Source organism: Massilia pinisoli, from assembly GCF_024753285.1.
Classification (GTDB): domain Bacteria; phylum Pseudomonadota; class Gammaproteobacteria; order Burkholderiales; family Burkholderiaceae_D; genus Telluria; species Telluria pinisoli.
The window spans coordinates 102,278-117,712 of the sequence record NZ_JANUGW010000011.1; the positions used below are offsets into that span (position 1 = coordinate 102,278).

Annotated in this window: 9 protein-coding genes; 4 read left to right on the plus strand and 5 right to left on the minus strand. The window is 68.9% G+C overall.

The features are described from left to right. The first annotated feature begins 81 nt into the window (after positions 1–81). Positions 82–1,293, plus strand: coding sequence for a glycosyltransferase family 9 protein (locus tag NX784_RS16255; protein ID WP_258817728.1), 1,212 nt, complete (start codon positions 82–84; stop codon positions 1,291–1,293). On the opposite strand, the gene NX784_RS16260 is transcribed toward NX784_RS16255, so the two are convergent. After that, entirely contained in the window at positions 1,290–1,670 is a 381-nt protein-coding gene (locus NX784_RS16260) for a glyoxalase superfamily protein (RefSeq protein ID WP_258817729.1), read from the minus strand. The genes NX784_RS16255 and NX784_RS16260 overlap by 4 nt on opposite strands. A gap of 101 nt (positions 1,671–1,771) precedes the next feature. Next, on the minus strand, positions 1,772–4,759 hold the full coding sequence (locus NX784_RS16265) for a TonB-dependent receptor (protein WP_258817730.1): 2,988 nt from the start codon (positions 4,757–4,759) through the stop codon (positions 1,772–1,774). A gap of 210 nt (positions 4,760–4,969) precedes the next feature. On the opposite strand from NX784_RS16265, the gene NX784_RS16270 reads away from it, so the two are divergent. The 3 genes from NX784_RS16270 (at position 4,970) to NX784_RS16280 (ending at position 12,538) form a co-directional block, all read left to right on the plus strand. Next, the gene (locus NX784_RS16270; RefSeq protein WP_258817731.1) at positions 4,970–6,394 is read left to right on the plus strand and encodes a glycoside hydrolase family 28 protein; all 1,425 of its coding nucleotides are present in this window, start codon (positions 4,970–4,972) and stop codon (positions 6,392–6,394) included. Further along, on the plus strand, positions 6,391–10,122 hold the full coding sequence (locus tag NX784_RS16275) for a beta-galactosidase (protein WP_258817732.1): 3,732 nt from the start codon (positions 6,391–6,393) through the stop codon (positions 10,120–10,122). The genes NX784_RS16270 and NX784_RS16275 overlap by 4 nt, the downstream gene beginning before the upstream one ends. Positions 10,123–10,255: 133 nt before the next feature. Then, positions 10,256–12,538 (plus strand): putative bifunctional diguanylate cyclase/phosphodiesterase, encoded by a 2,283-nt coding sequence (locus tag NX784_RS16280; protein WP_258817733.1) that lies wholly within the window; start codon positions 10,256–10,258, stop codon positions 12,536–12,538. Positions 12,539–12,590: 52 nt separating this feature from the next. Here NX784_RS16280 and NX784_RS16285 read toward each other — a convergent pair whose 3' ends face one another. Genes NX784_RS16285 through NX784_RS16295 form a run of 3 tightly spaced genes read right to left on the minus strand, consistent with a single transcriptional unit; the run spans position 12,591 to position 15,434 of the window. Continuing rightward, complete coding sequence (locus NX784_RS16285; RefSeq protein WP_258817734.1) at positions 12,591–13,046, minus strand: YbaK/EbsC family protein; 456 nt, start codon at positions 13,044–13,046, stop codon at positions 12,591–12,593. A gap of 43 nt (positions 13,047–13,089) precedes the next feature. Further along, positions 13,090–14,436 (minus strand): FGGY-family carbohydrate kinase, encoded by a 1,347-nt coding sequence (locus NX784_RS16290; RefSeq protein WP_258817735.1) that lies wholly within the window; start codon positions 14,434–14,436, stop codon positions 13,090–13,092. Continuing rightward, a complete protein-coding gene (locus NX784_RS16295) occupies positions 14,433–15,434 on the minus strand; it encodes an ABC transporter permease (RefSeq protein ID WP_258817736.1) in 1,002 nt (333 codons plus the stop codon). The genes NX784_RS16290 and NX784_RS16295 overlap by 4 nt, the downstream gene beginning before the upstream one ends. Position 15,435: the final 1 nt, after the last annotated feature.

Genomic DNA, 15,435 nt, shown 5'->3' on the forward strand with positions numbered 1-15,435 from the left:
AAAGTGTACATATTGGCCACTGCGCGCGACTTGCTGTGCATAATCCCGTTACGTAATCGATCACTCAGACGGAAAAGGACGATGGAAAACACAGCGCGCGCACGCGCCGCAACGATGCCGGTGCGCTCCGCCAGACAGGCACCCGCCGCCATGCCGCAGGGCGTGCCCCTCGTGCCGCCGGCCTTGCTGGCGCGGGCCGACCGCATCCTGCTCGTCACGCACCTCGCCATCGGCGACTTCACCTACCTGCAGGCCTGCCTGCGCGCGTTCGCCCGCGCCCACCCGCACGCGCGCATCCACCTGTGGGTCGACGAGCGGCGGCGCACGGCCGATCCCGAGGCGTGGCCTCATTTGCGCAAGTACGCGCTGTACGACTGGCTCGCAGCCTGCCCGTGGATCGACAAGGTGTACGACAGCACGTACAGCCCGGCCGCGCTGGCGCAGTCGATCGACGAGGCGCGCGCGGCGCGCTACCCTGTCGTCGCGTCGCTGGCCGTCGTCGACTGCCACCGCTACGCGCACCTGGCGCGCCGCATCAGCCCCGATGGCTTCGTCGTGGGCCTCAAGAAGCCGGCCGAGCGGCTGCTGCACGTGGTGTCGCGCTGGTCGGGCTACCGCAAGCTCGATGCCGCGCTGGCCGTGTACCGCCCGGAGGATTGCGCGCACCAGCACATCAGCGACATCTACGCGGGCTGGTTCGCCCGCTGCTTCGGCGTACACGTCCCGCCCGCCGCCCGTATGGCGCAGCTGGACGCGCCGGAGCGGTGGGCGCAGGCGGCGCAGGCGCAGTTCGCGGCCTGGGGCTTCGCGCCGGGGCAGGCCGTCGTGTTCGTGAACGCGTATTCGAAATCGCCGGACCGCACGTGGCCTCTCGAGCGCGTGGCCGCGCTCGCGCGTGGGCTGCGCGAGCGGGCCGAATGGCGGGATGCCGGCGTCGTCGTCAACGTCGTGCCGGAAGCGCTGGACGACGCGCGCCGGATGCTGACGCGCCGCGCCGACCCGGCGCTGGCGCACGTGCGCCTGTTCAGCGCGGAAGAGCATTTCTTCCAGCTGCCGGCCGTGATGGCGCTATGCCGCCAGGTGATCTCGGTGGAGACGGCCGTCATGCATCTGGCAAACGCCGTCGGCGTGCCCGTCATCGCGCTCATGCGCCGCAATCATCCGGAGTGGGCGCCGATCGACCGCGAGCGCAGCACCGTGCTCATGGTGCCGGAGATGGATGACTGGGTCACGCGGATCGGCGTGGACGACGTGCTCGCCGCGCTGGACGGCGGGCACCGACCGCCGCGTTAAGCCCGCGGCGGAATCGGTTCCTCGAACGACAGGCGGTTCGACGAAGGATCGCGGATCGTCATCTCGCGCGTCCCCCACGGCATCGTCTGGATGCCGGGCCGCGCATACTTGAATTCCTTGGCCAGCAAGGTGGCGTGGTAGGCGTCGATGTCGTGCACGGCGATCCGGATCGACGCGCCCGGGCTGCCGTCGCCGTAGTGCTCGGACAGGTGCAGCACGCAGTCGCCCAGCGATACCTGCATGTAGACGGGGAAGTCGCCGCCTTCGTAGCGGTGCTCCCAGTCGACCTTGAAGCCGAGGAAGTCGACGTAGAATTCACGTGCCTTCGCCTCGTCGAAGATGCGCAGGATGGGGGTGACGCGGGACAGGGTGTACATGGTGCCTCCTTGCTCGATTCTGTCGCCGCGATCCCGCCGCCGGGCGGGATCGTGGTCGAACCGGAAAGCATACCAGATCGGCGCGTGCTGCGGGTGCGCCGTCAATACTTGTAATTCAGCCCCAGCACGAAGGTGCGGCCCGAGTGCACGTACAGCAGCGTGTCGTTGCGTTGCGTGTCGCGGCCGTAGCGCAGCGGCGTGTCGTTCAGGTTCTGGCCCTCCAGCGACAGGCGCAGTTGCGGCGTGATGTTGTACGAGACGCTCATGTCGATATTGGTGGAGCCGTCGACCGTCGTGTAGTCATGGCCCGCCACGTCGCCCAGCACCGCGTACAGATAGCTGGACCGGTGCGCCGCCGACACCCGTGCGCTGAACTTCGCATCCTCGTAGTACAGGGTGAGGTTGTGCGTGCGCGGCGACAGGCCTGTGAAGTCGGCGACCTGCGTCAGCTGCTCGTTCTGCGGCGTGGCCGGGTTGTCGACACGGGTGATGTAGGTGATGCGCGACTTCACGCGCGTCGCGTTCGCGAGCAGGCCGAAATTGCTCCAGAAGCCCGGCAGGAAGCTGAACGGCGCCTGCAGGTTGAATTCCCAGCCTTTCAAAGGGCCGCCCGCCGTGTTGACCTTGCGGCTCACGTTGACTTCCGTCGTGGGCAAGGTCTGGCAGATCGGCGCGCCCGTCAGCGAGCAGCCGTTCAGGATCAGCAGTTCGTTCGGCAGGCCCAGCGTGTTGTACGGCACGCGCTCGTTCACGCTCTGGATGAAGCTCTTGATGTCCTTGCGGAAGTGCCCGAGCGAGATCATCGCGTTCTTCGCGTAATACCACTCGGCCTGCAGGTCGTACGTGTTGGCGCGGATCGGGTCCAGGTTCGGATTCCCGATCGAGACGGATTGCGCGATCGGCGACACGGTGGCATTCGGCGCGAGGTCCGTGTACTCAGGGCGCGACAAGGTCTTGCCGGCCGAGAAGCGCAGGAACACGTCCTTCGGCAGCTGGGCCGTGAGGTTCAACGCGGGCAGCCAGTCGCGGTATTTTTTCGTCCCCGTGTTCGGCTGCAGCTGGCCCTGCACGTTGATCATCGCCGTCGACGTCGCGGTCGTCTCGGCGCCGCGCACGCCGGCGTTGCCGCGCCACGTGAGGCCGAACAGGTCGTAGTTGAAGTCGACCATGCCGTACAACGCGTCGATCTTTTCTTCCACGCGCCGGTTGGTCTGGTTCAGGTAGTTGTATTGCGAGCCCGGCACCGCGTCGCAATGGCATTCCGTGTTGACGACACCGAGGAATTTGTTCAGGTCGACGGCCGTCCACGACGACGGCACGCCCGTGCCGCCGAGGCCCGAGCCGAAGCCGCCGATCTGGCGCGTGATGTCGCCCATCGTCACGCCGGCCGGCAGACTCACCGCGTTGGCGCTGTCGCCGATCTCGTAATTGGTCCAGATGTTCTTGCGGCTGGAGATGCCGACGTGGCTCGTGAGGTGGTCGTTGATTTCCCAGTGCAGGTTGGCGGCCTGCGTCTGCAGCTTGTTCGTCGTGTCGAGGTAGCGGCCGACGAACATGCCGCGCACATTGCCGGCGGCGTCCTGCGGGGCGAACTGGAAGTTGGCGGGGTTGGCGACGTCGATGCCGAAGTTCAGGGTGGGTACGTTGCGGTTGTTGCGGAAGTCCCACGAGAAGCCGTTCACGTTCGGCGCGTCGAACTGCACGGTCGCGCGCATCGGCTCGTTCAGGTTCGAGTTCGAGTTACCGGCCATGAAGTCCGCCTTCACGGTGTCGCTGAAGCGGTGGCTGCCGGACAGTACGTGCTGGCGGAACTTGGTCGTGTAGACGTCCAGCAGGCCTTCCGTGCGCACGTCCACGCCGTTGAACTTGCCGTAGTCCCAGCTGCCGTTCGGGTCGAAGTGCGCGTCCAGGATCGACGTCTGCGGCTTGCCGTTGGAACCGAGGTTGCGGCCGAACGAGACCGCCTCGATGTAGTTGTCGTAGCGTTTATTGGCGAACTTCCCGTACATGAGGTCCAGATTCAGCTCGCTGTCCGCGTTGCGCCATTGGTACGAGTTCGTGATACCGGTGCGCTCGTAATCCGTCTGCGAGCGGCGGTAGCGGGGGATGCGCGGCGCGAACGCACCCGAGCCTGCGGCCGGGTTGGCGACGGTGCCGCCGTAATTGTCCTTGCGGCCCATGACGTCGTTGTACGCTGTGGGATCCGCCGCGCGCGGCATGCCGGTACCGCACGTCGTCGCCGTGATGCCCTTGATCGCGTCGTTGGCCGGGTTCTGCGGCGTCACGCCGACCGGGGAGCAGAAGCCGCCGTCGTTGCTGGCGCTGAGCAGTTCGACGGCCTCGTAGCCTTCTTCCGTCGCGCGTCGCTTCGAATACGCGGCGGACAGCAGGGCGCCGACCTTGCCGTAGCCCGTGTCCCAGCGGTCGGACAGCAGCGCCGTCACGCGCGGCTGTGTCTTGCGCGACAGCGAGTTGTGCATTTCCTGGCCGCCGATGCTGAACGTGCGGCCCTTGAAGTCGAACGGACGCGCCGTGCGCAGGTCGACGGTGGCGCCCAGCGATCCTTCCTCGATGTCCGCTTCCGACGTCTTGCGCACTTCGAGGCTGTTGAACAGCTCCGATGCGAACACGGAAAAGTCGAAGCCGCGGCCGCGGTTCGTGCTGCCGTTGATGTCGGAGGCGCCCGTCGCCGCGACGCCTTCGATGCCGTTGATGCGCACGCGCGTGAAGCCGGCGTTGAGGCCGCGCACGGTGATCTGCTTGCCTTCGCCGCCGTCGCCGCGCGCCAGCGCGACACCCGGCACGCGCTGCAGCGATTCCGCCAGGTTCGCGTCGGGGAATTTGGCGATGTCCTCGGCCTTGATCACATCGACGATACCGTCGCTGTTCTTCTTCGTGTTCAGCGCGCTGTTCAGGCTCGCGCGAAAGCCCGTCACGACGACGACGCTGTCCTGCGACTTGGCGTCGGCCGCGGCGGCAGTTTCCTGCCCGTGCGCGTGCAGCGATGCGAGCATGGCCAGCACGCCGATGCTGATGCGGCTGCGGCGCGTGCGTGGATGAACGTTCCTTGGGATTGCGATGTGGCGCATCGTTGTAGTCTCCATGTAGTTATCGATGACTGGCAAGGTCATATTGACGGCGATGGTAGCGCCAAGCATCGCGCCGCGAGCGGCCGTTCCGGCGCGAACGCCGTAAAAATCACGTTGTTGAGCGCTTGCGGGTCGCGGCGACAACGGCGCTCACGCAAAGGGCACAATACGTGCTGTCCGTGCGCGGTGCGCAATCAAAGGAGACGTTCAGTGCCAAGCTTTCTCTCACGGCGCGCGCTGCTGCGCGCCGGTCTCGCCGTGCCCATGCTGGCCGGCTGCCAGTCCCTCATGCCGAAGACGGCCGGCACGCCGCCGCGGACGGACGTAAGCGTGACCGCGCCGTTTGCGATGCCCGCGATCGCCGTGCCCGATTTCTCGGCCTGCCCGCGATTTGCCATTACCGCGTTCGGCGCCGCCCAGGGCGGCCAGGCCGCGACGAGCGCCGCGCTGGCGCGCGCGATCGCCGCCGCGCATGCAGCCGGTGGCGGCGTCGTCGTCGTCCCGCCGGGCACGTGGCCGACGGGCCCCATTCATTTGAAGAGTCACGTGGGGCTGCACGTGGAAGAGGGGGCGACGTTGCTGTTCTCGCCGGACCCGCGCGACTACCTGCCGCCCGTCCCGACGAGCTGGGAAGGACTGGAGTGCATGAATTACTCGCCACTCGTCTACGCGCATGAGTGCGAGAACGTGGCGTTGACGGGCCGCGGCACGTTGCGCGCGCGGCTCGACGTGTGGCGGTCGTGGTATGCGCGGCCGAAGGCGCACATGGATGCGCTGGTCGCGTTGTACGAGATGGCCTGCCGCGACGGCGTGCCCGTCGAGCGGCGCGACATGACCACTAGCCAGGCGAACCTGCGGCCGCACTTCATCCAGTTCAACCGCTGCCGCCACGTGCTCGTCGAGGACGTCCACATCGTCGACAGCCCGTTCTGGGTGCTGCATCCCTATCTGTGCCGCGACGTCGTGATCCGCCGCGTCGACATCGCCGCGCACGGGCACAACAACGACGGCGTCGATCCGGAAATGAGCCAGAACGTGCTGATCGACGGGTGCACGTTCGACCAGGGCGACGATGCCGTGTCCGTGAAATCGGGACGCGACCGCGACGCCTGGCGTATCGGCGTCCCGTCCCGCAACATCGTCATGCGTCGCTGCCGCATCAAGAACGGCCACCAGCTGATGGCCATCGGCAGTGAGCTGTCGGGCGGCGTGGAAAACGTGTTCGTCGAAGACTGTCACTTCGATCATGCGGATTCGTCGGTGCCCAGCACCATCAACAACTTATTGTACGTGAAGACGAACGAGCGCCGCGGCGGCTATGTCCGCAACATCCACATGACGAACGTGAGCGCCACGCGCATCAAGGGCGGCGTGCTGGCCGTGGAGACGGACGTGCTGTACCAGTGGAAGACGCTCATGCCCACGCTCGAGCGGCGGTTGACGCCCATCGAAGGGTTGTTCGTGTCCGGCGTCCGGGTCGACGACGCAGGTTTCGTCTGCCTCGTGAAGGGCGAGGCGGAACTCCCCGTGTGCGACGTGCACCTGCGCGACGTCGCGGTGCGCAAGGTGCGGGGCACGCCCGTCGTCACGGAACACGTGGCCGGCTTCGACAACCGCGCGGACGTCCCGGCATGAACGCCGGCCGGTTGTTCGTGGCATTCGGTGCCGTACTCATGCTCGCTTGTGCGGCCGCGCAGGCGTCCGATACGACGTGGCTGATGGCTGCCGCGGCGCCGGGCCTGCCGGACCGCCTGAGCATCCATCGCTCGGAAGACGGCACGACGTTCGTCACGCAGGCGTCGGAGGCCTACACGCCGCCGCATGGCGTGCTGCGCGACCCGGCCATCGTGCGCTCGGGCGGCGGGTACCGCGTCGCGTACGTGGCCGGCGCCGGCAACGAAATCGGCCTCGCGCGCTCGTCCGACCTGAAACACTGGACGTTCGAGCGCACGGTGCCGCTGCCGGGCCCCGTGAGCGCGCCGCGCTGGGTGCGCGCGCGCGACGGCGCCATGCAGCTCGTCGTGGCCATGCCGCGCGGGCCGGCAGTGCTGTCGCCCGACGCCGCCTCCGCGCCGCGCCCGCTGGCGGGCCTGCAGGACGCCTTCGAGGATGCGTCCATCGTCCAGGACGGCGACGGCTATGTGGCGCTCGCGCGCCGGCGCGCCGACGGCATCCTCGCGCTGGCGCACGCACGCGACGTGGCGGGGCCGTGGACGGTCGAGCGTTCCCTGGATGCGTTGGGACGGACGGCCGCCGGCGTCGGCCTCGCGCTTGGCCCCGACGGCGGCTGGCGCGCCGTGTTCACGGACGCGGCGGGCCATGCATGGCAGGCGGAGAGCCGCGACGGCATGACGACGTGGACGGCCAAGCGCCCGCTCGCCGGCGTGGCTGCGCGCGTGGCCGCGCCGGACGTGCTGGCCGAACCTGCGCGCGACGTCGCCGCGGCCGCAAGGCCGCCCGGCGTACCGACGACCGTCGCGTGGGACGCTTATTCGCTGATCGTCGGCGGCAAGCGGGTCGTCGTGTGGTCGGGCGAGATCCACCCGTTCCGGCTGCCCGATCCCGCGCGCTGGCGCGACGTGATCGAGAAGATGAAGGCGCTCGGCTTCAACGGCGTGTCGTTCTACTTCGACTGGGCGTATCACTCGCCGGCGCCCGGCGTGTACGATTTCTCGGGCGTGCGCAACGTGGAGCGGGCCCTCGAGATCGCGGAACAGGAGGGCATGTACGTGATCGCGCGCACGGGGCCGTACATCAATGCCGAGCTGTCCGGCGGCGGCTTCCCCGGCTGGATGTTCCGCAACCGGGCGGAGGCGCGCACGGACGATCCGGCCTACCTGGCGGCCGTTGACGAATGGATGACGCAGATCGATGCCATCGTCGCGCGCCACCAGGTGACGACGGGCGGCGGCACCGTCGTCGCCTACCAGCTCGAGAACGAACTGGGCAAGGTGGAACCGAAACACGCGCGCCAGATGGCGCACCTTGCCGCGAAGGCGCGTGCGGACGGCATCACGGTGCCGTTCTTCCACAACGCGGCAGGACGCCTGCCCGACTGGACACCGCGGAACTCCAGCGCGCCCTGGGCGAACCCTGGACCGACGGATCTGTATGCGTTCGACGGCTACCCGGGCGGCAGCTGCGACGTGCACGCGAGCCCCGCAGGTCCGAACAAGGCGCCCGACTGGGGCATCTACGCGGCGCCGGGGCCGAAGGCGGGCGCGCAGAGCTCCCCAGGTACCCCCGGCTTCGCGGCCGAAGTGGGCGCCGGCTGGTTCGACTACTGGGGCTCGAACGGCACGTACGCTTGCACCGCGGCGCGCCAGGGCAAGGGCTACGAGCGTGTGTTCTACGGCACGAACCTCATCAACCGCATCACGATCCACAACCTCTACATGGCGTTCGGCGGCACGTCGTGGGGCTGGCTGCCGGGGCCCATCGTCTACGCCTCGTACGACTATGGCGCGCCGATCGCGGAAGACCGCGGCCTGCGTCCGAAGGCGCTGGCGCTGAAGCAGCAGGGCATGTTCGTGCAGGCGGCAGGGCACGTGCTGGCGCACATGGACAAGGGCCCCGAGATCCGGACGACGAATCCCCGGGTGCGGGTCTACCACAACGTGAATGCGGAACTCGGCACGCACGTGTTGTTCGCCGTGCACGCGCCCTCCGACCTGTTGACGGACGATGCGTTCGCGGTCGACCTGGCCACGCGCGACGGCGCGTACACGATCGCGGCACGGGTCGACGGCCAGGACGCGAAGATGCTCCTGGCCGACTATGCGCTGGAGCGCCAGCACCTCGTGTATTCGACGTCCGAGCTGCAGGCGCAGCTGCGCGACGGCGAACGCGACGTCGTCCTGATGCACGGCCGCACCGGCGAAACGGGCGAGACGGTGCTGCGCTACGCGTCCGCGCCGCATGTGGAGGTGCTGGCGGGCGACGTGCGCCACGCGTTCGACGCGACGCGAGGCGACCTGCGGCTCGCGTACACGCACGCGGGCCTCGCGCGCGTGCGCGTGACGGGCGGCGGGCGGGCGCCGCTGCTGCTGCTCATCGCGGACGAGGCCACGTCGCAGCGCTTCTGGACACAGGACATGGGCACCGGCCGCCTCCTCGAACTGACGCCGGCGCTCGTCCGCTCGGCCCGCATCGACGCGGGAGCGCTGCATCTCACCGGCGACACGGAGGCCGACAGTCCGCTGGAAATCTGGGGCGCGAACGTGACGGCGGCCACGTTCAACGGCGTGCCGCTGCGGTTGGCGCGGCAGCCGGACGGCAGCTCGCGCGTCGCAGAGCCCCTCGCGGGACCGGCGCACGTGACGGTGCCGGACCTCGGTAAGCTTGCATGGACGCGCCGCATGGACAGCCCGGAAGCGCAGCCGGGCTTCGACGACAGTGGCTGGGCCCACGCGGACGGCCGCGCGTCGGCCGCGCAGACGTGGACCTTGCCGGAGCGGGGGCAGCCCACATTGGCGATGAGCGACTACGGCTTCCACCATGGCGACGTGTGGTACCGCGGCCGCTTCGACACGAGCGACCCGGCAGCACGGCGACTGGAACTGTTTTACGGCGGTGGCGGCGCGGGCATGCTGCAGGCGTGGATCGACGGGCGCTTCCTGGGCCAGCACGAACTGGACACCGGACGCGCGTTCCCCGAGACGACGGACACGGCGCGCTTCGACCTCGGCACCCTGGCGCCGGGTCCGCACCTCGTTGCCGTCATGGTGCGCAACGGTGCGCACAACTGGGACCTGATGGCGGATGACGCCCATCGCGAGGCGCGCGGCCTGATTGCGGCGTCGCTGGCGCCCAAGGGCGGGCGGCGCTTCGCGGTTCCGATCGACTGGCGCATCCAGGGCAATCGCGGCGGCGAGGGCGGCGCGGACCCCGTACGCGGCCCACTGAACGACGGCGGCTTGTACGGCGAGCGTGCCGGCTGGCACCTGCCCGGCGCGTCCGCGCAAGGCTGGATGCCCGCGCATCCGGGCGACGCGCCGCCCGCACCGGGGACGTATTGGCTGCGCACCCATGTACCGCTGGACCTGCCGCGCGGCCATGACGTGCAGCTGGGCCTCGCGTTCGGGGCCACGGACACGCCGCGCTCCGACCGCGAGAACCGCGCGCTGATCTTCGTGAACGGCTGGAACATGGGGCAGTTCATCGCCCACGTGGGACCGCAGCGCGTGTTCGTGATCCCGCCCGGCATCCTCGATCCGCACGGCGACAACACGATCGCGCTTGCCGTGACGACGGATGGCCAGCCGGGGAACGCGTTGGAGCCCGTGCGGCTCGTCGTGTTGCGCGCGGTCCGCGGCGGCGTGGCCGACGATGTGGGAAGCGCGCCGGTTGGCCTGAGTTATTGAACTATCAGTCACTCCGCCACAACACCTCGCGGTAAACATGGTGACAGGCCGGGGTCCGCCACTTACAATGTTGCCTCACGAGAACATTGGTCGCGCCGGATCCGCATCCGGGCGCGCCGCGAGGATACAGTGGATGCTAGGGTTTGACGATATCGCACAATGGCGCGCGCGGATTTTCTCGCGCCTGTTGTCGGTAGTGCTCGTCCTGGGCACGATCGCCGCCATCCCCAGCGTGTTTGTCGTCGTCCGCCATGGCGTCTGGACCGTGGCCGTGATGGACGGCGCCGCGCTGGCGTGGCTGTTCGCCTTGTGGCGCCTGGAGCGCGTGCCGTACACGTTCCGCGTGCTGAACTTCCTTGCGATTATCTACATGGTCGCGATCTGCCTGATGCTGAAGGTCGGGCCGGTCAGTCAGAACTACCTGATGGCGCCGCCCGTGATGGCGGCGATCCTGCTCGGCACCGTACCCGGCCTGCTGGCGCTCGCGGCCAGCGCCGTGATCCTCGTCTTCGGGATCACCCAGTTCCCGTCCACGCTGGTGGGCGTGGGTCATGAGCCGCTCGTGACGGCGCTCCTCGTCACGCTGAACTTTTCCTGCGTGGGCGCGCTGCTCACGCTGTCGTGCGGCGCCTTGCTGAAGGGGTTGTCGCGGTCGCTGGACGATGTGCGCGGTTTCGCGAAGTCGCTGGAGAGCGGGCAGGACGCGCTGCACGCCGTGAACGCGGAACTGCGCCTGACGTCGGCCGCGCTGGCGCGCCTGAACGACATGGTGCTGATTGCGCGCGCCGTCGATACGCCCGATCGCGACCAACCCATCATCTTTTCCAACGAAGCGTTCCAGCGCCGCACCGGCTATACCGATGCCGACATCGTCGGCCGCAGCATGCGCGTGCTGCATGGCCCGGGCACGGATCCGGCCGTGGTGAAACGGATCATCGAGTCCATGCACCAGGGCAGGCCGGCGACGGCGGAACTGGTCAACTACACGAAGTCCGGCGATCCGTACTGGGTCGAGATGGAACTGATGCCGTTCACGGACGACGCGGGCCACATCAGCCACTGGGTCGTTGTGGGCCGCGACATCACGGAGCGCCGCCACTCGGCCGACGCGATCCACCGCCTCGCATACTATGACGTGTTGACGGGGCTGCCGAATCGGCGCCTGATGACGGAGCGCCTGGACGCGATGGTGGCGGCCGCGAACGCGGGCCGCGGGCTCGGCGCCGTGCTGTACATCGACCTGGACAACTTCAAGCACGTGAACGACGGGCGCGGCCATGCGACCGGCGATGCGCTGCTCAAGCACACGGCGAAGAGCCTCGCCAATGTCGTGCGCAAGGGCGATACGGTGGCGCGCCTGGGCGGCGACGAATTCGTCGTGCTGCTCGACGGCCTCGGCACCGACGTCGCGGGCGCCACCGGTGCCGCGCTGGTCGTGTCGGACAAGATCCGCGCCGCGCTCGCGGAGGACGTGACGATCGACGACCAGGACTACAGCTCGACGGCCAGCATCGGCGTGGCGCTGCCCACGCGTCCCGGCCAGTCCGTCGCCGACCTGCTGCGCGACGCCGACCTGGCCATGTACCACGCCAAGGCGGCGGGCCGCAACGGCGTGGCCATGTTCGAGACGTCGATGCTGGACGCGGCCGAACGCCAGCTGACCCTGGGCCGCGACTTGTCGGCGGCACTGGACAACGGCGAGCTGTCGATGCACCTGCAGCTGCAGGTCGATCACGCCGGTACGCCGGTCGGCGCCGAGATGCTGATGCGCTGGCGCCGCGGCGACGGCACGTTCGTCCCGCCCGACGTCTTCATTCCCATCGCGGAAACGACGGGCATGATCGTGCCGCTGGGCCAGTGGGTGCTGCGCCAGGCCTGCCTGGCACGCCTGGCGCTGGAAGCGGCCGGCCATCCGCTGCAGCTGTCGATCAACGTGAGTCCGCGCCAGTTCCGCCAGCCGGAATTCGTCGCACAGGTGCGCGCCGCGTTCGACGAATCGGGCGTGGCGCCGCACGCGTTCGTGTTCGAGGTGACGGAGGGCTTGCTCGTCGAGGACTTCGACATGATCACGGCGAAGATGCGCGAGCTGGCCGCACTGGGCATCCGCTTCTCGATCGACGATTTCGGCACCGGCTATTCGAGCCTGGGCTACCTGAAGAAGATGCCGCTGTACGAACTGAAGATCGACAAGAGCTTCATGCGCGACACGCCGCACGACGCCAACGGTACGGCGATCGTGCAGACGATCCTCGCGATGGCGGACCACCTGGGCCTGCGCGTCGTCGCCGAAGGCATCGAGACCGAAGCGCAGGCGCGCTTCCTCGCCGATAACGGGAGGCCGTGCATGCAGGGCTATCTGTATTGCCGGCCGTTGCCGCTGCCCGACCTGATCGCCCGCCTGGACCGGGGCGTGTGATGCCTGCCGGTTGCGCGGGTTTGCCAGCGTCCGCGCGGCCGCAACACCCGCGTTATACGACGTCGACCCACTCCGCTTGCGTGAGCGCGGCGAGGCGGTCCGGCGTCATGCGCACGGCCGCATCCGGCGCACCCGCGGCCGGATACACGACGTCGAAATCCCGCAGCGACACGTCGCAGAACACGCGCAGCGGCCGCGCCAGCCCGAACGGGCATACGCCGCCGACGGGATGGCCCGTCTCCAGTTCGACGTCTTCCAGCCCAAGCATGCGGGCCTTCTGGCCGAAACGGTTCTTGTACTTGCGGTTGTCCAGCCGCGCATCGCCGCGCGCGACGATGAGCACGACCTCGTCGCCCTGGCGCAGCGACAGCGTCTTCGCGATCTGTCCCGGTTCGACACCGAGCGCCTCCGCGGCCAGGGCGACGGTCGCCGTGCTGTTGGCGTAGCGTTCGACGGCGATGTCGGGTGCGTGCGTGGCAAAGAAGGCGGTGACGGAATCGAGGCTCATGGTGGGTTCCCGTGCAGATGATCCATCGAGTCTACCATCGGCCTCAAGCCAATGCCGAGCGCCAGCGAGCCTTGTACCCGGCGAAGCCGTCGGGCGCGCGCGCCGCAACGACCGTGCTGCCGCCCGGCGGCGGCGCGTCGCGGTAGCGCAGCATCCAGCCGCCGCATGTCGTGCCGCTCGCATCGTCCGAATACGATACGGCCTGCGCGGGCCGCAGCGCCGCCAGCAGGGGGCCGAACCACGGGTTCGCCGTAAAACTGCCTTCGACCGCGAGCGGCCCCGTGGCGCCCAGCGCGTCGAGACAGTAGTCCGTCACCAGCACGCAGTACAGCGTGGCCAGCGCATAGCGTTCGCGCGCGTCGGTCGGGTGACGACCAAGGATGGTGCCCGCGCGGCCCGCGAACGGACCGCCCGTCGCGGCGAAGCAGGGCAGGGCCAGCGTGCCGTGCGCGACGAGGCGTTCGAGGCCGTCGAATCCGCACGGTACGGGCGCGGCGCCCGCCAGCTCGCCGAATTCGCGGCCGCCCATGAAGCGCATGCACGCGACGGGCCGGCCCAGCGCGTTCGTGTTGGCCAACATGTCGGCTCGTTCGCGCAGGGCGTCCAGCGACGCGCCGAATGCGGCGGCGATGACCCACGTGCCCGTCGACAGCACGGTGCCTTCGCCCTTGCCGAGGTAGCGCAGCAGCGACGCATTGCTGTCGTGGATACCGCACAGCACCTCGCAATCCGGCGGCAGGCCTGTCGCGGCGGCGACGGCTGGCAGCAGGGTGCCCAGCACTGCGTGCGCCGGCGCCAGCGGCGGCACCAGCGCCGTCCAGCCCGCGCGCGCGACGAGGCTCGAATAGGCTTGTCGGCGCGGGTCCCACAAGTCCGTGTGGCAGCCGAGAGACGTCGCTTCCGATGCGGCCCGGCCGCACAGCCGCCACGCCCAGTACTGCGGATACATGAGAATGTGATGGGCGCGGCCGAAGGCGTCCGGGAAGCGCGCCTGCAGCCACGCGAGCTGACGGCCCAGGTTCAGGCCTGCCGGCAGGCGCGGCGACAGCGTTTCGTCATACGGAGGGGCGTCGTAGTCGAGGCCGGGCAGATCGGCTTCGTAGTCGAGCACGGGCAGCACGAGGCCCGCGTCGTCGACCAGCGCGGCAGTCGCGCCATGCGTGACGGGCACGATGGCCGACACGTGCGCGAGCCGGGCCAACTCGCGGCACGTTGCCAGCAGCCAGTCCCACAGGCCGTCCGTGTCGTGGTATGGGTAGGGGCCATCGGTGCGCACGGCATTCGGGCGGCGCCGTTCCGCCAGTACCGTGCCGCCCGCATCGATCAGCGCCAGCTTGGCGTTCGTCTTGCCGATGTCGAGGACGATCAGCGCGTCGTGCGGGGCGCTCATCGCGCGCGCCGCCTGCGCAGGAGCCGCGGTACGGCGATCGTCACCAGCAGCAGCACGCCGACGACGATCGTCATGTAAATGCCGGGGATGTTCGCGAGAGACAACCCGTACGTGACGGTGCCCATCGTGAGCACGGCCAGCATCACGCCGGCGATCGTGCCGGCGCCGCCGGCGATGCTGACGCCGCCCAGGATCACCATCGTGATCACTTCCAGTTCCCAACCGGTGGCGATGTTCGGGCGCGTGCTGCCGATGCGGCCCGTGAGCAGGAAGGCGGCGAGGCCCGCCATCGCACCCGTCAGCATGAACAGCGCGAGGCGGTAGCGGTCGACGGCGATGCCGGAAAAGCGCGCGGCGTCCGGGTTGTTGCCGATGGCGTAGATGCGGCGGCCCCATGCCGTCGTGTGCAAGAGGACCGCGAACAGCGCGGCGCACACGAGCAGCACGACGAATTCGCGCGGCACGATGCCGAAGAAGTAGCCCTGTCCCCAGTCCGCGAGCAGTTGCGGATAGCCGGTGAACGCCTTGTCGCCGAGGACGACGCTCGCGAGGCCGCGGTACAGCGAGACGGTGCCGATGGTGACGACGATCGACGGCAGCGCGAACCGGGTGACGAGCACGCCGTTCAGGCAGCCGCACGCGGTGCCGGTCGCCAGCGCGACAAACGGCAGCGCGGCTGGCGGGAAGCCGGCCCGTTGCGCCAGACCCATCGCGACGGACGACAGCGCGAGCGTGCCCGCGACGGAGATGTCGATCTCGCGGCAGATGATCAGCAACGCCATCGGCAGCGCGATCAAGGCCTTCTCGCTGAAGTTCTGCGTGCCGTCCAGCAGGTTGTACAAGTCGAGGAATTGCGGCAGCGCGACGCTGTCGACGGCGAAGACGGCGATGAACAGCAGCGCCAGCAGGGTTTCCCAGCGTCCGAGGAAGGTGGCGAGGCGGGGCGCTTCGCGGTCGAGGATCGTGTAGCGCGAGGACGACTTGGATTCGGTTGGCATG

Excerpts from the sequence above, each read along its gene's own strand:
- NX784_RS16275 (WP_258817732.1), top strand. The coding sequence starts at position 6,391 with ATGAACGCCGGCCGGTTGTTCGTGGCATTCGGTGCCGTACTCATGCTC.
- NX784_RS16255 (WP_258817728.1), top strand. The coding sequence starts at position 82 with ATGGAAAACACAGCGCGCGCACGCGCCGCAACGATGCCGGTGCGCTCC.
- NX784_RS16285 (WP_258817734.1), bottom strand. The coding sequence starts at position 13,046 with ATGAGCCTCGATTCCGTCACCGCCTTCTTTGCCACGCACGCACCCGAC.
- NX784_RS16265 (WP_258817730.1), bottom strand. The coding sequence starts at position 4,759 with ATGCGCCACATCGCAATCCCAAGGAACGTTCATCCACGCACGCGCCGC.
- NX784_RS16260 (WP_258817729.1), bottom strand. The coding sequence starts at position 1,670 with ATGTACACCCTGTCCCGCGTCACCCCCATCCTGCGCATCTTCGACGAG.
- NX784_RS16280 (WP_258817733.1), top strand. The coding sequence starts at position 10,256 with ATGCTAGGGTTTGACGATATCGCACAATGGCGCGCGCGGATTTTCTCG.
- NX784_RS16295 (WP_258817736.1), bottom strand. The coding sequence starts at position 15,434 with ATGCCAACCGAATCCAAGTCGTCCTCGCGCTACACGATCCTCGACCGC.
- NX784_RS16290 (WP_258817735.1), bottom strand. The coding sequence starts at position 14,436 with ATGAGCGCCCCGCACGACGCGCTGATCGTCCTCGACATCGGCAAGACG.